Here is an 18,815-nt window from a genome sequence, read left to right on the forward strand (position 1 = left end):
GCGTCGCATGCAGTTGCTGTCCATCTTCATGACCAAATTCCTTTTCGTGATGGCGGCGCTGCTTCCCATCATGAATCCGCCGGGCCTGGTGCCCATCTTCATTTCGATGACGGCGCGCAACACCCCGCAGCAGCGGCGCTATCTGGCGCGCCGCATCGCGCTGTACTGCGCGCTGTTGCTGGTCGGCAGCATGTATATCGGCGGCTATGTGCTGTCCTTCTTCGGTGTATCGCTGCCGGTGGTGCAGATGTCCGGCGGCCTGCTGATCACCTTCGCCGCCTGGCGCATGCTGAACGACACGCCGGCCGAGCCCAGCCAGGCCTCGCCGGAGCCGGCGCGCGCCGACAGCCAGGCCGAGCTGAAACAACGCGCCTTCTATCCGCTGACCTTCCCGCTGACGGTGGGGCCGGGTTCGATCTCGGTGGCCATCACCATAGGCGCGACGCTGACCGGCAGCGGCAAGGGCATCGTCCGCTACGCGGTGGCGCCGCTGGCCGGTTCCGCCGCCATCCTGGCCTGCAGCGTGCTGGTCTATCTGTGCTACAGCCACGCCGACAAGCTGCTGCGCTATCTGGGACAGACCGGCTCGGTGGTGTTTCTGCGGCTGTCGGCCTTCATCCTGCTGTGCCTGGGCGTGCAGATCATGTGGGACGGCTTCGGCGAGCTGGCCGGGCAGTGGCTGCGCGACAACGCCGCGCTGCTGCGCTGAGCCTGGTCCTCGTTTGATCTGAGGCAAGGCGCGGGGGAGGGCGGCGGCTCAGACTGGGTTCATGACATCGTTTTAACCAAGGAGATGGTCATGAGCGTCAGCGCTTTCTTCATTCCCTCGTTCAATCTGATGGGCGCCGGCTGTCTGAGCCAGGCGATAGCGGAGATGCGCGGCCACGGCTTCCGCCGCGCGCTGATCGTCACCGACGCCGGGCTGGTCAAGTCCGGCCTGGCCGGCAGGGTGGCCGAGATGCTGGGCCAGGCGGACATTGAGCCGGTGGTGTTCGACGGCGTCCACGCCAACCCCGGCTGCGCCGACGTCGAGGCCGGCCTGGCGCTGCTGCGCGACAAGCGCTGCGACGCGGTGGTGTCGCTGGGCGGCGGCTCGCCGCACGACTGCGCCAAGGCCATCGCGCTGGTGGCGGTGAACGGCGGCCGCATCCAGGACTACGAGGGCGTCGACAAGTCGGCCAAGCCGCAGCTGCCGCTGGTGGCGATCAACACCACCGCCGGCACCGCGTCGGAAATGACGCGTTTCTGCATCATCACCGACGAGTCGCGCCGCATCAAGATGGCCATCGTCGACAAACATGTCACGCCGATACTGTCGGTCAACGATCCGGAAACGATGGCCGGCATGCCGCCGTCGCTGACGGCCGCCACCGGCATGGACGCGCTGACCCACGCGGTGGAGGCCTATGTGTCCACCGCGGCCACGCCCATCACCGACGCCTGCGCCTTGAAGGCGGTGGCGCTGATCGCCGGCTTCCTGCGCCGGGCGGTGCACGACGGCCGCGACATGGAAGCGCGCGAGGCGATGGCCTACGCCCAGTTCCTGGCCGGCATGGCCTTCAACAACGCCTCGCTCGGCTATGTGCATGCGATGGCGCACCAACTGGGCGGTTTCTACGACCTGCCGCACGGCGTCTGCAACGCGGTGCTGCTGCCGCATGTCCAGGCCTTCAACGCGGTCGAGGCCGGCGAGCGCCTGGGCGACGTCGCGTGGGCGCTGGGCGAGCCGGACGGCGACGCCCGGGCCGCCATCGCGGCGATCGGGCGGCTGTCGGCCGACGTCGGCATCCCGCCGGGCCTGCGGGCGCTGGACGTGCGCGAGGCCGACATTCCGCTGCTGGCCGACAACGCGCTGCGCGACGCCTGCGGCCTGACCAATCCGCGCCGCGCCAGCCACGAGGAGCTGTGCGCGATCTTCCGCGCGGCGATGTAGCGCGAACCGAGGGAGGGGCGGCGTTTGGGCTAGGGGGCGCCAAATGCCGCCGCCGGCCGCGCGATAGCGCCGGATGTGATTTAGCAAGCGCGCGGTTTTCAGGCAAGATAGCCGGGTAATGACAGCCGGCTCGCGGCCGGCGACGAGAAAGAGAGAAGCGAATGTCCGACCCGCATCACGCCCCCCTGCATCCGGAAACGCTGGCCATCCGCGCCGGTCGCGCCGTCAGCGAATTCGGCGAGCACAGCCAGGCCCTGTTCCTCACCTCCAGCTTCACCTACGAATCGGCGGCCCAGGCCGCGGCGATGTTCCTCGGCGAGCTCGAGGGCTATACCTATTCCCGCTTCACCAATCCCACGGTGTCGGCGTTCCAGCAGCGGCTGGCGCAGATGGAGGGCGGCGAGCGCGCCATCGCCACCGCCACCGGCATGGCGGCGATCCAGGCCATCATGATGACGCTGCTGCAGGCCGGCGACCACATCGTGTCGTCGCAAAGCCTGTTCGGCTCCACCACCAATCTGTTCGCGGGCCAGCTGTCGAAGTTCGGCGTCGCCACCACCTTTGTCGATGCGCGCGACCTGGCCGCCTGGCGCGAGGCGCTGCGGCCGAACACCAGGCTGCTGTTCCTGGAGACGCCGTCCAATCCGCTGACTGAGGTCGCCGACGTCGCCGCGATCGCCGACATCGCCCACGCTCACGGCGCGTTGTTGGTGGTCGACAACAGTTTCTGTTCGCCGGCCTTGCAGCAGCCGCTGAAGCTGGGCGCCGACCTGGTCATGCATTCCGCCACCAAATTTATCGACGGCCACGGCCGGGTGATGGGCGGCGCCGTCGTCGGCGGCGACAAGCTGATCGAGCAGATCTATCTGCATGTGCGCGCCGCCGGCCCGTCGTTGTCGCCGTTCAACGCCTGGACGCTGCTGTCCGGTCTGGAGACGCTGCATCTGCGGATGGAGAAGCACAGCGCCAACGCGTTGCAGCTGGCGCGCTGGCTGGAGACGCAGCCCGGCGTCGAGCGCGTCTACTATCCGGGACTGGAGAGCCATCCGCAGCACGAGCTGGCGCTGCGCCAGCAGAAGAGCGGCGGGGCGGTGGTGTCCTTCGTCGTCAAGGGCGGCCGCGAGGCGGCCTGGCGGGTGGTCGACGCCGTCGAGGTGATCTCGCGTACCGCCAATCTGGGCGATGTGAAAACCACCATTACCCATCCGGCCAGCACCACCCACGCCCGCGTCACGCCGGAGGCGCGCGCCCAGGCGGGCATCGTCGAGGGGCTGTTGCGCGTCAGCGTCGGCCTGGAAAATGTGCTCGACCTTCAACAAGATCTGTTGCGGGGTCTTGACTAAGCGCTTTTAACGCGTGTTTCATTCAAACGGCAGTCTAAAATTAGACTGCCTTTTTTTGTTGGCCCCGAGAGATGGATGACGAGGCAAGTGGGGCATGCCTTGACATTCATCAAGTTAAAACGTAAGTTTGAAACGCTTGTTCGAAAGCTGAGATGAGCAAGACAAAACCACAAGCAAACACAATAAAGGCACTGGAGACCATGGAGGCTAATCGTCCCGACACCGCAACCCGCATTCTCGATGTGGCGGAACGCCTGTTCGTCGAGCACGGTTTCGAGGCGACGTCGCTGCGCATGATCACCCAGCAGGCCGAGGTGAATCTGGCCGCGGTGAACTATCACTTCGGCTCCAAGGATGCGTTGTTCGAATCCGTGTTTCTGCGCAGGCTGGCTCCGTTGCTGGAGGACTGCCTGGCCGAACTGGACCGGTTGGAGGCGGAAGCCGGACCGTTGCCGTTGGAGCAGCTGGTGCTGTCCTTCATCCGGCCCTGTCTGGCCCTGTCCAAGGACCCGTCGCGCGGCGGCGCCATGTTCGTGCGGCTGCTGTCGCGCACGCTGGTGGAAAACCACCGCCTGTTGCGCGAGACCATCTCGCAGCAGTACAGCGTGTTCGTGCAGCGCTATAGCGGCGCCTTCCAACGGGCGCTGCCGCATCTGGAGCCGGAGCAGCTCGCCTGGCGCATGCACCTCGCCTTTAGCGTCATGTTCAACGCCTTCGCCGGCAACGATGTGCTGAAAATCTTCACGCGCAGCCAGATCGTTACCGCCCGGGACCCGGACATGATCGTCAAGTATCTGGTGCCTTTCGTGATTGCCGGTTTGGTCGCGCCTGTCGAAAGCTGATTCCGTCAGCGCGTCGAACGACAACAGCCAAAGCGGCGCGCGCGGAACCAAGGGGTCAACACGAGGGTAAAACACAATGATTGCTGCCATTCTTCTGATCGTGCTGCTCGGCGCGCTGGCCTATTGCGCCGCGCCGGTGCTGGCCTGGACCGTAGTCGTCGCCGCCTGGCTCGCCGCGCTCCAGTTCGTCTTCCACTGTCCGCCGCACACCGCCGTCTGGGCGGTGTTCGCCGTTGTCGCCGCGGTGCTCAACATCGCGCCGCTGCGCCGCGCCGTGTTCACCGGCCCGGTATTCGGCGTGTTCAAGAAAATCACGCCGGCGATGTCGCAGACCGAGCAGGAAGCCATCAACGCCGGCACCGTCTGGTGGGATCGCGACCTGTTTTCCGGCAAACCGGATTACGACCGCCTGCTGTCCTTCCCCGATCCGAAGCTGACGCCGGAGGAGCAGGCCTTCATCGACGGTCCGACCGAACAGCTGTGCGGCATGATCGACGACTGGAAGATCACCCATGAGCTGAAGGACCTGCCGCCGGAAGTGTGGCAGTTCATCAAGGACCACGGCTTCCTGGGCATGATCGTCAAGAAGAAGTATGGCGGCCTGGAGTTCTCCAATTACGCCCACGCCAAGGTGGTGACCAAGATCGCCACTCGCGGCGGCAGCGCCGCGGTGACGGTGATGGTGCCGAACTCGCTCGGGCCGGGCGAGCTGCTGCAGCATTACGGCACCGAGGATCAGAAGGACTACTACCTGCCGCGCCTGGCCAAGGGCGTCGAAGTGCCGTGCTTCGCGCTGACCAGCCCGTACGCCGGTTCCGACGCCGGCGCCATTCCGGACTTCGGCGTGGTCTGCCGCGGTTCCTACACCCACCCGCGCACCGGCGAGCGTTTCGACGACGTGCTGGGCGTGCGCGTCAGCTGGGAAAAGCGCTGGATCACGCTGGCGCCGGTCGCCACCATCCTGGGCCTGGCGTTCAAGATGTACGACCCGGACCGCCTGCTGGGCGACAAGGAAGACATCGGCATCACCTGCGCGCTGGTGCCGACCGAGCATATCGGCGTGGAAATCGGCCGCCGCCATTTCCCGGGCGGTTCCGTCTTCATGAACGGCCCGACCTCGGGCAAGGACGTGTTCATTCCGCTGGAATGGATCATCGGCGGCCGCGAATACGCCGGCCAGGGCTGGAGGATGCTGGTCGAGTGCCTGTCGGTCGGCCGTTGCATCTCGCTGCCGGCGATGTCGGTCGCCTGCGGCAAGTTGACCACTTACACCACCGGCGCCTTCGCCCGCATCCGCGACCAGTTCGGCCTGCCGATCGGCAAGTTCGAGGGCGTGGACGAGGCGATGGCGCGCATCGGCGGCTTCACCTACCAGATGGAAGCGTCGCAGGACCTGGCGCTGACCGCGCTCGACAACGGCGAGAAGCCGTCGGTGCTGTCCGCCATCCTGAAGTATCACAACACCGAGCGGATGCGCAAAACGCTGAACGACGCGATGGACGTGCACGGCGGCAAGACCGTGGTGCTGGGGCCGCGCAACTACCTGGCGCGCGGCTATCAGGCGGTTCCGATCGGCATCACCGTCGAGGGCGCCAACATCCTGACCCGTTCGATGATCATCTACGGCCAGGGCGCGATCCGCTGCCATCCGTTCGTGCTGCGCGAGATGAAGTCGGCGATGGCCGATGACGGCGCCGAGTTCGACCAGGCGATCACAGGCCACATCAACTTCGTGATCAGCAACTTCGTCCGTTCGCTGTGGCTGGGCCTGAGCGGCGCCTGCTTCGCCAAGAGCCCGAAGGGCGGCGCCACCGCGGCCTACTACAAACGCGTCACCCGTCTGTCCAGCGCCTTCGCGCTGCTGTCCGACATGGCGATGTTCAGCCTGGGCGGCTCGCTGAAGTTCCGCGAGAAGCTGTCGGCCCGTCTCGGCGACATGCTGTCCGGCCTGTATATCGCCACCGCCTCGCTGAAGCGTTTCGAGCGCGAGGGCGCGCCGAAGGAAGACATCGCCGTGATGAGCTGGGCGGTGGAGAACGCGCTGTACGACGTGCAGGTGGCGATGGACGGCTTCCTGGCCAACCTGCCCAGCCGCGGCCTGGCCTGGGTTCTGCGCCGGGTGATCTTCCCGTGGGGCCTGACGCTGAAGCCGGCGTCGGACCGCGTCGGCACCCAGGTGGCGCGCGCGATGATGGAGCCGGGCGCGACCCGCGAGCGTCTGACCCGCGGCATGTACGTGCCGAAGTCCGAGGACGATCCGGTAGGCGTGCTGGACCACGCGCTGCACGCCATCCTGGCTACCGAGCCGGTGGAGCAGAAACTGCGCAAGCTGGCGCGCGACGGCAAGTTCAAGACCATCACCGCCCGCGAGCGGCTGGCGGAGGCGCTGCAGACCGGCCTGATCAATCAGGAAGAGTTCGACGCCGTCACCCGCGCCCGCAAGCTGAAGCGCGATGTGATCATGGTGGACGACTTCGACAAGAAGCTGGAGCAGCATGACGACAAATTGCTGCAGCGCCTGATTTTCTAAATCGGACGCCGTGATACCATGCCGGAGACCGCAAGGAATCCGGCGCCGACATGACGGCCGCGGAGATCGCGGCCGTTTTCAATGCGCAAGGCCCGGAAGCGGGCGGGAGTGGGGCGATGGAGCAACAGGAGAGCCGGGTGCCGGCGCTGCGGGTCAGGGCGCTGCCGACCAGCACCAATGCCTATGGGCGGGTGCAGGCCGGCTGGCTGATGAGCCAGATCGACATGGCCGGCAGTCTGGACGCGGAGCGGTTGTCGCGCGGGCCGGTCACCACGGTGGCGGTCAACGCCTTCCAGTTCGCCGCGCCCATCCTGCTGGGCGATGTGGTGGATTTGTATGTCGAGCGTCTGCGCATCGGGCAGAAGTCGATCACGCTGAAGATTTCAGTCGAGGCGGAGCGGATGGACGGCGCCCATGTGCGGATTACCGAGGTGATCGCGACCTATGTCGCGATAGACCGAGACGGCAAGTCCCGCCTGCTCGGCGAAGGCTGATTGTTTCCGTCTTCATCAATTGTTGTGGAAATGTTGCATTAAACGAACGTTTGGAACAAAAGCTCGATACTTTGGTTGGATTGCTCTAATTCTCTGGTAGCATCAATGATGACTCGCGCCATGACCGAGTCATCGTTAATGAAAATATCTACCCAAGTAATAAGAGAGGGAAGCATGAAGCTCAAGCATCTTAGCCTGTCCGTGATGATCATGGGCACCGCGCTCGGCCTGGCGTCCACACAGGCTGCTGCCTCGGGTTATCAGTTCGGTTCGCAGAGCGTCTCCGGCCAGGGCACCGCCCACGCCAACGGCGCCGAAGCCAATGATCCTTCCACCATCTTCACCAACCCGGCCGGCCTGTCCCGGCTGGACGGCACCCAGGTTTCCGCCGGCGCCACGCTGGTGGTGCCGCACTCCGAATACACCGACACCGGCTCGAAGAACGTGCTGGGTCAGTCCACCGGCAACGGCAACGGCGGCAATTTCGCGCCCAAGGCCGTCGCCGCGCCGACCTTCTACCTGTCCAGCAAGATCAACGACAAGTTCACCGCCGGCATCGGCATGTACGTGCCTTACGGCGCCAAGCTCGACTACGATTACAACTGGGCCGGCCGCTACGGCCTGAGAAGCATCAATCTGCAGTCGCTGAACATCAACCCGTCCATCGCCTTCAAGCTGGACGACCACCACTCCTTCGGCTTCGGCGTGTCGGCGCAATACATGGACGCGACGCTGAATCAGATGGCTGACACCACCTCCGGCCTGGCCTTGAAGGCAGCTGCTTCCGGCGGCATCACCGGTCCGTTTGGTCCTGGCGGCGCCAATGTCACGCTGACCAATCCGTCGCAGATTGCGGCTGTGATGCGCGCAGGCGGCATCGGTGGTGATGGCCTGGCCCACGTCGAGGGCAATGACTGGGGTTTCGGCTGGAACATCGGCTACATGTTCCAGCTGAACGAGAACACCCGTTTCGGCCTGGCTTACCGCTCCAGCATCAAGCAGTCGCTGACCGGCAGCTCGACCTGGACCTTCAACAATGTGCAGGGTAATGTCACTGTCGGTGGCGTGACGCTGCCGGCTGCCGTCGCCGCCAAGCTGGCCCATCCGGACGCCTCCGCCTCGGTCGACGTCACCACGCCGGAAACCGCCTCGGCCAACTTCTTCCATCAGCTGAACAGCAAAGTGGCGCTGATGGGCGATGTGACCTGGGTACGCAACTCGCGTCTGCAGCAGATCGACATCAAGCAATCCACCGTCAACGGCGTGGCGCAAGGCGATCTGGTGTTGCACCAGAACTGGAAGGATACCTGGCGCGTGTCGCTGGGCACCAACTACCAGCTGAACGACGCCTGGATGCTGCGCGGCGGTCTGGCCTGGGAGCAGTCGCCGGTCAAGGACGATCAGGACCGCCATCCGGCCATCCCGGACAGCGACCGTCTCTGGCTGTCCTTCGGCGCCAACTACAAGATCAACAAGCAGAGCTCGATCGATCTGGCCTACAGCTTCATTGATTTCAAGAACGCCAACGTCAACTACACCGACGGCTGCACCCCGGCAGGCGTGTCGCCGAGCGGCGCGTCCTGCACCGGCAACGGCGGCACCGTCAACGGTACTTACAAGACCTATCTGCAACTGGTCGGCGTGCAGTACAACTATCGCTTCTAAGACGGCGTGAGCCGGCTGGAAAGCTTGACAGGGCGGGGCGCGCGGCGTCCCGCCCTGTTGTCTTTTGGGCGGCGGGCGGCGCATTGTTGCGGGCGCGCCAGCGCCGCATGATTTTTTTTACAAAACCTGCTTTGATTTTGCCCAAAATGGGTTAGACTAATCCGACATAAAAGCGAGTGTTTGATATTTTATCTGCGCTCGACTTAAAGAATCGCCCCAGCCTTTCCGCCCGCGGAACGGCCTGGCGATAGGGCACGGCGGGAACAACAGCGATAAACGCCGGCCTGACTATCAAGCAGTACCCTGCGCCGCGCTCGCCCCGGCCGGCGCGGAAACAGGGCAAGGACGAATCAACGCCCGTCCTTGAAGCAAGCAGGACAGGTTGAGAGGGGCCTGTCTCATGTGTGTTTCGACAAAACGAGGAAACCATGTCTCAAACCAAATTCAATGTACGCAAGGTTGCCGTGCTCGGCGCCGGCGTGATGGGGGCGCAGATCGCTGCCCACCTGGTGAACGCCAAGGTACCGACCATTCTGTTCGACCTGCCGGCCAAGGAAGGCGACAAGAACGGCATCGCGCTGAAGGCCATCGACGCGCTGAAGAAGCTGAAACCCTCTCCGCTGGCGGGCAGCGACGTGGTCGCCCACATCCAGCCGGCCAACTACGACGACCACCTGCATCTGCTGAAGGATTGCGATCTGGTGATCGAGGCCATCGCCGAACGGATGGACTGGAAAGTCGACCTGTACCACAAGGTGGCGCCGCATCTGGGCGAACACACCATCTTCGCCACCAACACTTCCGGCCTGTCGATCAACAAGCTGGCCGAAGGCTGCCCGGATTCGGTGCGCCCGCGCTTCTGCGGCGTGCACTTCTTCAACCCGCCGCGCTATATGCACCTGGTTGAAATCATTCCCTGCGTCACTTCCGACGCCCACATCCTCGACAATCTGGAACGCTTCCTGGTGTCGACGCTGGGCAAGGGCGTGGTGCGAGCCAAGGACACGCCGAACTTCGTCGCCAACCGCATCGGCGTGTTCTCGATGCTGGCCACGATCGCCAATGCCGCCAAATACGGCATCCGCTTCGATGTGGTCGACGATCTGACCGGTCCGCGCCTGGGCCGTCCGAAGTCCGCCACCTTCCGCACCGCCGACGTCGTCGGCCTGGACACCTTCGCCCACGTGGTGAAGACCATGCAGGACACGCTGCCGCAGGATCCGTGGCACAGCCTGTTCGCCACGCCGGACTGGATGCAGCAACTGATCGCCGGCGGCGCGCTGGGCTCCAAGACCAAGGCCGGCATCTACAAGAAGGACGGCAAGCGCATGCTGGTGCTCGACCCGGCCAAGGGCGAGTACGTCGGCTCCGGCGAGAAGGGCGACGACGCGGTCAAGGAGATCCTGAAGATCGCCGACCCGGCGGAGAAGTTCCAGAAGCTGCGCAGCAGCGAGCATCCGCAGGCGCAGTTCCTGTGGGCCTGCTTCCGCGACGTGTTCCACTACATCTCCTTCCACCTGGCCGATATCGCCAACTGCGCGCGCGACGTCGACTTCGCCATCCGCTGGGGCTTCGGCTGGTCCACCGGTCCGTTCGAGACCTGGCAGGCCGCCGGCTGGCAGCAGGTCGCCAAGTGGCTGAACGAAGACATCGCCGCCGGCAAGGCGCTGACCAAGGCCGAACTGCCGGCCTGGGTGCTGGAGGGCGATCGCGCCGGTGTGCATTTCGCCGACGGTTCCTACAATGCCGCGGACAGCAAGCTGGTCGGCCGCTCCTCGCTTGACGTCTACCAACGCCAGCTGGCCCCGGCCAAGGTGCTGGGCGAGAAGTCCGAGCAGCTGGGCGAGACCGTGTTCGAGAACGAGGGCGTGCGCGCCTTCACCACCGGCGACGACGTGCTGGTGGTGTCGTTCAAGTCCAAGGCCCACGCGATCGGCCCGGCCGTGCTGGACGGCGTGAACACCGCGCTGGACATCGCCGAGGACCGTTTCAAGGGCCTGGTGATCTGGCAGACCGAAGAGCCGTTCTCCGTCGGCGCCGACCTGCAGGCGATGATGCCGGCCTTCATGATGGGCGACTGGGGCGCGATCGAGGCGACGCTGAGCCGCTTCCAGGCGACCGCGATGCGCCTGCGCTACAGCCAGATCCCGACCGTGGCCGCGACCCAGGGCTATGTGTTCGGCGGCGGTTGCGAGTTCGCGATGCACTGCGACAAGACCGTGGCCGCGCTGGAGTCGTACGTGGGCCTGGTCGAAGTGGGCGTTGGCCTGCTGCCGGGCGGCGGCGGCTGCAAGGAGTTCGCGCTGCGCGCCTCGCAGGAAGCCAGGGGCGACCTGCTGGCCGCGTTGAAGGACTACTTCATGAACATCGCCACCGCCAAGGTCGCCACCAGCGGCGTCGAGGCGCAGGAGCTGGGCTTCTTCAAGAAGGCCGATCCGGTGGTGTTCAACGCCTACGAGCTGCTCTACGTGGCCAAGCAACAGGCGCTGGCGATGGCCGAGTCCGGCTACCGTCCGCCGCTGAAGGTCAAGGGCTTCCCGGTGGCCGGCCGTTCCGGCGCGGCGTCGATCAAGGGCCAGTTGGTGAACATGCTGGAAGGTAACTTCATCAGCCAGCACGACTTCTTCATCGCCTCGCTGATCGCCGACGTGATGACCGGCGGTGACGTGGAAGCCGGCACCCTGGTCAACGAGCAATGGATTCTGGATCTGGAGCGCAAGGCCTTCATGACCCTGCTGAAGAATTCCAAGACCCAGGACCGCATCGCCAATATGTTGACCACCGGCAAGCCGCTGCGCAACTAAGTGTTTGGGGATGATTCTGCTGCGCGGACCGATATCGAATGCTGCGATGCTCGCCGTACCGCATGTACGGCTGCGCTTCTCGCTTCGATCTCGGCCCGCTCGCGACGAATCCTCCCGCAAACACGGCCAATAGCCAGATGAAGGGCCGCTTGATCGCCGTAAAGCCGATCGGGCGACCGACAGGAGAATCGAAAATGAGCAAACAAGTACAAGAAGCTTACATCGTCGCCGTCACCCGCACTCCGGTGGGCAAGGCGCCGCGCGGCATGCTGCGCCATGTGCGTCCGGACGACATGCTGGCGCATGTGATCACCGGCGCGCTGGCCCAGGTGCCGAATCTGGATCCGAAGCTGATTTCCGACTGCGTGGTCGGCTGCGCCTTCCCGGAAGCGGAGCAGGGCCTGAACATGGCGCGTATCGGCGTGCTGCTGGCCGGCCTGCCGAACACCGTCGGCGGCATCACCATCAACCGCTACTGCTCGTCCGGCATCAATGCCGTGCAGATGGCGGCCGACCGCATCCGCTTGGGCGAAGCCGACGTGGTGATCGCCGCCGGTTCCGAGTCGATGTCCCTGGTGCCGATGATGGGCAACAAGGTGTCGCTGAACCCGGAAATCTTCGCCAAGGACGAGAACTACGGCATCGCCTACGGCATGGGCCTGACCGCTGAAAAAGTGGCCCAGCAATGGGGCGTGTCGCGCGAGGACCAGGACGCGTTCGCGGTGGAATCGCACCGCCGCGCGCTGGCGGCCATCGACGGCGGCAAGTTCAAGAACGAGATCACACCGCTGGAAGTGACCTACCGCACGCCGAATCTGGAAACCGGCGAAGTGGTGTCCAAGACCCGCGTGCTGGACACCGACGAAGGTCCGCGTCGCGAGACCTCGCTGGAAGGCCTGGCCAAGCTGAAGACAGTATTCGACGCCAAGGGCTCGGTCACCGCCGGCAACTCCTCGCAGATGTCTGACGGCGCCGGCGCGGTGATCCTGGTATCCGAACGCGTGCTGAAGGAGTTCAACCTGACGCCGCTGGCCCGCTATGTGACCTTCTCGGTCAAGGGCGTGCCGCCGGAAATCATGGGCATCGGTCCGAAGGAGGCCATCCCGGCCGCGCTGGCCCAGGCCGGCCTGAAGCAGGACGATCTGAAGTGGATCGAGCTGAACGAAGCCTTCGCCGCCCAGGCGCTGGCGGTGGCGCGCGATCTGAGCCTGGACCTGTCCAAGGTCAATCCGCACGGCGGCGCGATCGCCCTGGGCCACCCCTTGGGCGCGACCGGCGCGATTCGCACCGCCACGCTGGTGCATGGCATGCGCGACGCCGGCATCAAGGGCCACGGTATGGTGACGATGTGCATCGGCACCGGCATGGGCGCCGCCGGCATCATCGAGGTGCTGTAAGCGGACTCGCCTGTCGCGCCAAAGAACGCCACAGCCTTGCGCTGTGGCGTAATGTGATGGTCAGCCTGATTCAACAGCCCTGCAGGCGTAAGCTGGCAGGGCTGTTTTTCTTTCGATACAGGAGACCATCATGGCAACCGTCACCCTCATCGGCATCGATATCGGCAAACACCATTTCCACCTCGTCGCGCACGACACCAAGGGCCATGTGTTGCTCAAGCGCCAATTCGGCCGTCACGTGCTGATCGACTTTCTCGCTCGTCACTCCGCCTGCCGCATCGTGATGGAAGCTTGCTGTGGCGCCCATTGGCTGGCGCGCAAACTGGCCGGCTTCGGCCATACCGTGCAATTGATTGCTCCGCAGTACGTCCGTCCCTTCGTTCAGGGCAATAAGAACGATTTCCTCGATGCCCAAGCCATCTGTGAAGCCGCTTCCCGCCCCACCATGCGCTATGTCGCCGCCAAGTCGCCGGAACAGCAGGCGCTGGCGGCGCTGCACCGGCTGCGCGAGGCGCGAATCGGTGAACGCGTGCAGACGGGCAACCAGATCCATGCCTTACTGCTGGAGTTCGGCATCGCGCTGCCTCAGGGGGCGCAGGGTCTGCAACAGGCGCGTCTGCTGCTGCGGGAGCGCGAGGTTGCGCTACCGCCGATTGCCTGGCGGGTACTGGAGGCCCAGCTGTCGCACCATGATCAGTTGCAGCAACAAATCGATGATTGGGACTGCCAGATCACGGTACTGGCGAAACAGGACGACGTGGCGCGGCGGCTGATGACGGTACCGGGCATCGGCCCGATCACGGCCAGCCAGCTGGCTGCCGATGCCGGCCAGGCCAAGGGCTATCATTGCGCCCGCGACTTCGCGGCTTCGTTGGGCTTGGTGCCGCGGCAGCATTCGACTGGCGGCAAATCGACGTTGCTGGGCATCAGCAAACGAGGCGATAAAGCGTTGCGCCGCTTATTGGTGCAATGCGCGCATGTGATCATGATGAGTGCCAGACGCTGGCACAGTGCGATGGCGGAGTGGACGGCGAAGCTGATGTTGCGCCGGCATGGCAATGTGGTGGCGTGTGCGGTGGCGAACAAACTGGCACGGGTGGTGTGGGCGATCCTGGCGCACGGTGGCGAGTACCGCCCCTATCCGGAGACGGGGAAGTAAAAACCGCCGGGATGTGACCCGGCGGTAGGAGCAAGCCTGCTTTTGCGACGACAGACGCTGATGACGACAAACGGCCTAAGGCCCGACGACGAACCTGGAATGAAAAACAGTCTGTGAGACTGTGGGCGTTTTAAGGTCCGTCGGGTGCGACTCACATCATGGACCGGGCGAGTATGCCCACCAAGAGTCCGGATAGATTAGAGCAAGCCTACCTTGTCAGTATCGCTCAGTATTCTGGGGTTGCAAAACTCGGGCTGACCATAGATTTTCATTGCGCGGGTTCCGGAAAATAGAACGGTCCCGGACATCGTCCGGGACCGTTTCCACATGCCAGCGTATTTCTACTCGGCTTGCTTGTCGTTGCTCGCCAGTTCCAGCTGGGCCTTCTTCACCCGTTTGTCGGCGGACAGCTTCTGTTGCAGCGCCAGCAGATCGGCCTGGGCCGGGGTGTTGAAGACGATCACGCTGGCGGTGCGGTAGCGCACGGTCAGGCCGTGGTCGCGGGCGACGGCGGCCTCGTCGCTAGCGGCGGCCAGCCGCACCAGCACCGTGCCGCTGGCGGTGGCGGGAAGCAGCGCTTTCGGCGCCTGAACCACGTCGCCGCGTTTCAGCGACGGCGCCTGAGCGCCTGCGCTGCGGGCCGAGACGCCGCTGGCGATCTTCGATTGCGGGACCTGCTTGTAGTAGGTCTTGCCGTTGATCACCACGGCCTGGCCGGAGGGTTTGGCGAGAAAGGGCAGCTCGGCGGCCTGGCCGTGGGCGGCCAGGATCAGCAGGGCGACGGGGGCGAGTCGGATGATGGGTTTCATGTTGCGCTCCGGTGGCCGAAGAAGCGGATCGACCACGATTTCAGTTTGCCTTCCGCGTTCGGAAGAGAATAGACCTGGTTTTGACTGCCGGCGCGGTAGACGTAGCGATATTCGGCGCCGTTGGTGTCGATCACCCGCAGCCGCCACTGGCCCTTCGCCGGCTCGCCGTAGAAGTGGTTGGACAGCAGGCGCTGCTGGTTCAGGCCGTAGTCTTCCGCCACCAGCGCCGTGCGCGGCGACAGCAGCACCGAGCGGGTGCCGGACGGCGAGATCAGTTCCACGGCCAGATCGCTGGCGCGGCCGTGCTCGGCGTCGACCAGCACCTGCACCGCCTCGACGGTCAGATCGTCGGGCTGGGTGAACGCGCTTTCGACGCCGCGCTCGTCGGCGTCCGGAATGGCGGCCTGGGCGGAAACGGTCTGCCAGCGGGTCTTCTGCAGCGGCGGCAGCGGCTGGTTGTAGAACAGCGCCTTCTCGACCGCCTTGTCGATATCGATCAGACCGAAGCCGTAGAACTGGTGGAAGAACAGGCCGGCGGCATTTTTCTGCCAGCCGGGGATGGCCTGGTAGCTGTGCGCGCCGCCGCTCTTGTCCTTGAACGCCAGCGTCACGCCCGGCTGGGTGGCGTCCACCTTGCGCGCGGTGGTGATCAGGATGTGGCGCACGTCGCGGGCGCTCAGCGCCGGGTTGGCCGACATCACCAGCGCGAAGGAGCCGGAGGTGGCCGGCGCGGCGGACGAGGTGCCGTTCATCACGCCGTTGTAGTCGCAGTTGGGGTCCAGCGCGGTGCCGCCGTGCAGGCCGTTGGCGGTGTCGCCGCTGACGTTGTAGCCGCGGGCGCAGCCGGACAGGTCGGTGGTGACCATCGCCGGGGAGTCGGTGCCGTATTCGCCGCCGGGCGCGGTCAGCAGCACATTGGCGCCGACCGAGGAATACGAGGAACGCACGCCGTCGGCGTTCAACGCCGACACCACCACATTCCAGTAATTGCTGTTGTCGAAGCTCAGGTTGGCGTCCTGCACCGGCAGGCCGGCGTTGCCCTGGTATCCCAGCAGGTAGCCGCCGCCGACGCGGAAGTAGTTGTAGGCGTTGCCGGCCGATTTGACGAATGTCGCGCCGCGGCCCCAGTGGCTGTAGCGGCTGACCTCCTCGTAGGCTTCCTCCTCGGCCTGCAGCTCGATGTCGGCGTCGGGATTGCCCGGCCGCGAAGCGATGGCCGACGAGCCGTAGCTCTGGTTGAACACGCGGGCGTCGGTGAACGATTCCAGCGGTTTGCCGCCGGGCTGCTTGCCGTGGGAAAGCAGCCAGCCGTCCAGCGTCTGCGCCAGCAGCCAGTTGAAGCCCTTCAGGCCGGCCGACGGCGCGATGCCGCGGCCGCCTATGCCGTTGAAGCCGACGGCGGCGGCGATGCCGGCCACCGAGGTGCCGTGGGCGTTGTCAGGCGATTCCGGCGTCGGATCGTCGCTGCCGTTCACCAGATTCTTCGAACCGGGCACGATGTTGGCCGCCAGGTCCGGGTGTCTGATTTCCAGGCCGTCGTCGATGACGGCGATGGTGGTGCCGACGCCGCGGATGCCGCGCAGATGGGTGAAGGCGAGGTCGAGATCCACACCCTTGACGCCGCCGCGTTTGGAGAAGGCGTTCTGACCGGTGTTTTTCAGATGCCATTGTTGATTGACCAGCGGATCGCCCGGCGGCAGCGGGACGCTGCGCTCCTGCGCGGACGGGGCGGCGTGGCTTGCCAGCGAAGCCAGCGCCAGCATGACTGCACTGCTTGTGATGCGAACGTGCATGGTTGAGATCCTCTATTTTGCCTTTGTGTGTTGCGGTTATCTCCGCCAGAGGATCATATTTGTTAATTTTTATTGCGCAAATATCTTTTTGTCATATTGTGTCCACGCGCAAGAATTTGCCTGACGGATGCCGGCAGGCAGGGCGGAAGCGGGGATGCGCGCGATAGGGGAAGGGTGCGCCGGTTCCGCTCGAACCGGCGCTTGACGCCTGTTGATGATCTTTTACGAGCGGCGCGGTCTGGCCGGCAGGCCAGACGCAAGGCGGGGGCCTTGATGATTCCAAGGCCGCTGAGACGGCCTGCTGGCTGGGCTGCCCTTCGGGGCGGTGTTCTGCCGGCGCATGGCTTTGTCAAACGTCCCTGGCAGTGAACGACACTGCGGCGGGCCGTTTTCCGCGCCCTGCATCCGACAGAAAACCGCCGATGCCGCAAAAAGATCGCGAGCGGGCGGCTTGGATCAGTCCATTTTGGACAGTGTGTCGAAATTGCTGTGGCTGCAGTCCTCGAAGTCCTGCCGAGGATCCTTCAGCTTGATCTGGTAGGATTTGCCCTGGGCGGTGAGGACCAGCTCCTTGCTGGCGCCGGTCAAGGTTTTCGGCATCAGGAACCAGCGCTGGTTTTTGCGCGAGTTGGGCTGGGTGATGTAAATGGCGGTGAACGGCAGTTGCTCGGGTTTCTCCGGGTCGGTCAGCGACACCCCGACCGGCGTCTGGCCCAGGATTTCGATGCCGACCTTGGTGCCGTTGTTCTGACGCAGGATGCGGCGGATGACGCCGAGCAGCAGCGGATGGCTTTCGGTCTTGACCAGGATCAGCCGGCCGATCGCCAACTGGTCGATGGTCTTGCCGACGAAGGTCAGTCCCATGCCGGTGCTGCTGATGTCGTTGATGCGCCAGTCGTCGCCGCGTTCGGATTCCAGCGCGCCGACGTCCTGCACCTTGATCTGGAACGCGACACGGTCGAAGCCGATCGATATCTGGGCGGTCGACGCGTGCAGCGAGCGCTCAGACTTGCGCAGCGATTTGCCGCCGTCGTTGGACCAGCGCACGGCGAGTTTTTCGCACAGTCCGGCCCATTCCTCCCGCTCCAGCTCGCAGCCCAGCGCCGCGATCTGGGCCGGAATGCGGCTGTCCAGATCGAACATCAGATCGGCCAGCCGGCTGGTGATCTCGTAGGCCGACCAGTAGCGGTGCCATTTGCCGGCCATGCCGCGCAGCATGGGCTGCGGCGGCTCGGGGGCGGACAGGTTGTAGACGAAGATCGGTTCCTCCGCCGGCGGCTGCTTGTCCAGCGGGATGTGCTGGCTGATCAGCATCAACAACTGGTCGACGGCGACGATTTCCTTGTGCAGCATGTTCTCGGTCTGCGCCAGATGCAGCATGCCGGCCTGGATCAGCAGGTGTTCGCAGGTGATTTCCTGGCGCGCGTCCGGGTAGAGCAGGATGGGCGTGCGGGCGAAACCGGCGTCTTCGGCGTGCGTGTAGAAGCGGAAGCCCTGCTGCCAGGCCGTGCCCTCCGGCTTCAGATAGCGCAGGGCGTTCCAGGCCAAGAGCCGCATCTGGTGGTGCAGGCCGCGCAGGGTAACCAGTTGCAGGTCCGCCTCCGAGGTCTGGTTCTGCCCGCTCTTGTGCAGTCGCAGGCAGATCTGGTACGCGCTGGACAGCTCGTGCCAGTAGGCGAGGATGGTGGGCAGATAGCCCTTGCTGCCGCCTCTGGAGTGCAGATAATCCTGGCACAATTGCTGGTGGATGTCGGCCGCCTTATCGTCGACGTAGAGCAAAGTCCTGACCCGCTCTTTCAACGACATCTCGGTGTCTGCGTTGATCTTGGATACGGCCTTGATGATTTCCACCAAGGCGGTAAAGTATTCGGCTTGCGGCAGGTCGCGCACCAGCAGGGTCGCGGATTGCGCCACGCCGGATGCCGGTGTGTTTTTGCTGAGAAGTGAGCTGACTAGGGATTTGAAATCAAACATTGAGCCAAGCTTTTAATGAAAGTTATGTTCTGACTTATATGTCACTCTATCTTACGTCACGCTTTGACGATG

Annotated in this window: 13 protein-coding genes; 10 read left to right on the forward strand and 3 right to left on the reverse strand. The window is 64.6% G+C overall.

Translation table 11 applies throughout. The features are described 5' to 3' along the window. Positions 1 to 7: 7 nt before the first annotated feature. From CXB49_RS08105 to CXB49_RS08150, 10 genes are all read left to right on the forward strand, one after another. Positions 8 to 709 (forward strand): MarC family protein, encoded by a 702-nt coding sequence (locus tag CXB49_RS08105; RefSeq protein ID WP_101707918.1) that lies wholly within the window; start codon positions 8 to 10, stop codon positions 707 to 709. Between the two features lie 90 nt (positions 710 to 799). Next, positions 800 to 1,933 (forward strand): L-threonine dehydrogenase, encoded by a 1,134-nt coding sequence (gene yiaY / locus CXB49_RS08110; protein ID WP_101707919.1) that lies wholly within the window; start codon positions 800 to 802, stop codon positions 1,931 to 1,933. A gap of 161 nt (positions 1,934 to 2,094) precedes the next feature. Next, entirely contained in the window at positions 2,095 to 3,276 is a 1,182-nt protein-coding gene (locus tag CXB49_RS08115; protein WP_101707920.1) for an O-succinylhomoserine sulfhydrylase, read from the forward strand. 200 nt (positions 3,277 to 3,476) lie between these two features. Continuing rightward, a complete protein-coding gene (locus CXB49_RS08120) occupies positions 3,477 to 4,118 on the forward strand; it encodes a TetR/AcrR family transcriptional regulator (protein WP_101707921.1) in 642 nt (213 codons plus the stop codon). Positions 4,119 to 4,194: 76 nt separating this feature from the next. Next, positions 4,195 to 6,648 (forward strand): acyl-CoA dehydrogenase, encoded by a 2,454-nt coding sequence (locus CXB49_RS08125; protein WP_101707922.1) that lies wholly within the window; start codon positions 4,195 to 4,197, stop codon positions 6,646 to 6,648. Between the two features lie 116 nt (positions 6,649 to 6,764). After that, positions 6,765 to 7,142 carry an acyl-CoA thioesterase gene (locus CXB49_RS08130; RefSeq protein WP_101710655.1) on the forward strand — a complete coding sequence of 126 codons (378 nt, stop codon included), beginning with the start codon at positions 6,765 to 6,767 and terminating at the stop codon, positions 7,140 to 7,142. A gap of 174 nt (positions 7,143 to 7,316) precedes the next feature. After that, on the forward strand, positions 7,317 to 8,807 hold the full coding sequence (locus CXB49_RS08135; protein WP_101707923.1) for an OmpP1/FadL family transporter: 1,491 nt from the start codon (positions 7,317 to 7,319) through the stop codon (positions 8,805 to 8,807). Between the two features lie 428 nt (positions 8,808 to 9,235). Beyond that, positions 9,236 to 11,611: a 3-hydroxyacyl-CoA dehydrogenase/enoyl-CoA hydratase family protein gene (locus tag CXB49_RS08140; RefSeq protein ID WP_101707924.1), complete on the forward strand. Its 2,376-nt coding sequence runs from the start codon at positions 9,236 to 9,238 to the stop codon at positions 11,609 to 11,611. Between the two features lie 194 nt (positions 11,612 to 11,805). Continuing rightward, entirely contained in the window at positions 11,806 to 13,008 is a 1,203-nt protein-coding gene (locus CXB49_RS08145; RefSeq protein ID WP_101707925.1) for an acetyl-CoA C-acyltransferase, read from the forward strand. 130 nt (positions 13,009 to 13,138) lie between these two features. Further along, positions 13,139 to 14,167, forward strand: a complete 1,029-nt coding sequence (locus CXB49_RS08150) for an IS110 family transposase (protein ID WP_101707926.1) — start codon at positions 13,139 to 13,141, stop codon at positions 14,165 to 14,167. Positions 14,168 to 14,508: 341 nt separating this feature from the next. On the opposite strand, the gene CXB49_RS08155 is transcribed toward CXB49_RS08150, so the two are convergent. From CXB49_RS08155 to CXB49_RS08165, 3 genes are all read right to left on the reverse strand, one after another. After that, positions 14,509 to 14,976 carry a hypothetical protein gene (locus CXB49_RS08155; protein WP_101707927.1) on the reverse strand — a complete coding sequence of 156 codons (468 nt, stop codon included), beginning with the start codon at positions 14,974 to 14,976 and terminating at the stop codon, positions 14,509 to 14,511. Then, positions 14,973 to 16,769: a S8 family peptidase gene (locus tag CXB49_RS08160; RefSeq protein WP_233492987.1), complete on the reverse strand. Its 1,797-nt coding sequence runs from the start codon at positions 16,767 to 16,769 to the stop codon at positions 14,973 to 14,975. The genes CXB49_RS08155 and CXB49_RS08160 overlap by 4 nt, the downstream gene beginning before the upstream one ends. 456 nt (positions 16,770 to 17,225) lie before the next feature. Further along, a complete protein-coding gene (locus tag CXB49_RS08165) occupies positions 17,226 to 18,683 on the reverse strand; it encodes a PilZ domain-containing protein (RefSeq protein WP_233492994.1) in 1,458 nt (485 codons plus the stop codon). Positions 18,684 to 18,815 lie beyond the last annotated feature (132 nt).

The organism is Chromobacterium sp. ATCC 53434, assembly GCF_002848345.1.
GTDB lineage: Bacteria > Pseudomonadota > Gammaproteobacteria > Burkholderiales > Chromobacteriaceae > Chromobacterium.

What these genes read in the sequence shown, in the direction of transcription:
- CXB49_RS08105 (WP_101707918.1), top strand. Translation starts at nt 8, where the DNA reads ATGCAGTTGCTGTCCATCTTCATGACCAAATTCCTTTTCGTGATGGCG.
- yiaY (WP_101707919.1), top strand. Translation starts at nt 800, where the DNA reads ATGAGCGTCAGCGCTTTCTTCATTCCCTCGTTCAATCTGATGGGCGCC.
- CXB49_RS08115 (WP_101707920.1), top strand. Translation starts at nt 2,095, where the DNA reads ATGTCCGACCCGCATCACGCCCCCCTGCATCCGGAAACGCTGGCCATC.
- CXB49_RS08120 (WP_101707921.1), top strand. Translation starts at nt 3,477, where the DNA reads ATGGAGGCTAATCGTCCCGACACCGCAACCCGCATTCTCGATGTGGCG.
- CXB49_RS08125 (WP_101707922.1), top strand. Translation starts at nt 4,195, where the DNA reads ATGATTGCTGCCATTCTTCTGATCGTGCTGCTCGGCGCGCTGGCCTAT.
- CXB49_RS08130 (WP_101710655.1), top strand. Translation starts at nt 6,765, where the DNA reads ATGGAGCAACAGGAGAGCCGGGTGCCGGCGCTGCGGGTCAGGGCGCTG.
- CXB49_RS08135 (WP_101707923.1), top strand. Translation starts at nt 7,317, where the DNA reads ATGAAGCTCAAGCATCTTAGCCTGTCCGTGATGATCATGGGCACCGCG.
- CXB49_RS08140 (WP_101707924.1), top strand. Translation starts at nt 9,236, where the DNA reads ATGTCTCAAACCAAATTCAATGTACGCAAGGTTGCCGTGCTCGGCGCC.
- CXB49_RS08145 (WP_101707925.1), top strand. Translation starts at nt 11,806, where the DNA reads ATGAGCAAACAAGTACAAGAAGCTTACATCGTCGCCGTCACCCGCACT.
- CXB49_RS08150 (WP_101707926.1), top strand. Translation starts at nt 13,139, where the DNA reads ATGGCAACCGTCACCCTCATCGGCATCGATATCGGCAAACACCATTTC.
- CXB49_RS08155 (WP_101707927.1), bottom strand. Translation starts at nt 14,976, where the DNA reads ATGAAACCCATCATCCGACTCGCCCCCGTCGCCCTGCTGATCCTGGCC.
- CXB49_RS08160 (WP_233492987.1), bottom strand. Translation starts at nt 16,769, where the DNA reads ATGCACGTTCGCATCACAAGCAGTGCAGTCATGCTGGCGCTGGCTTCG.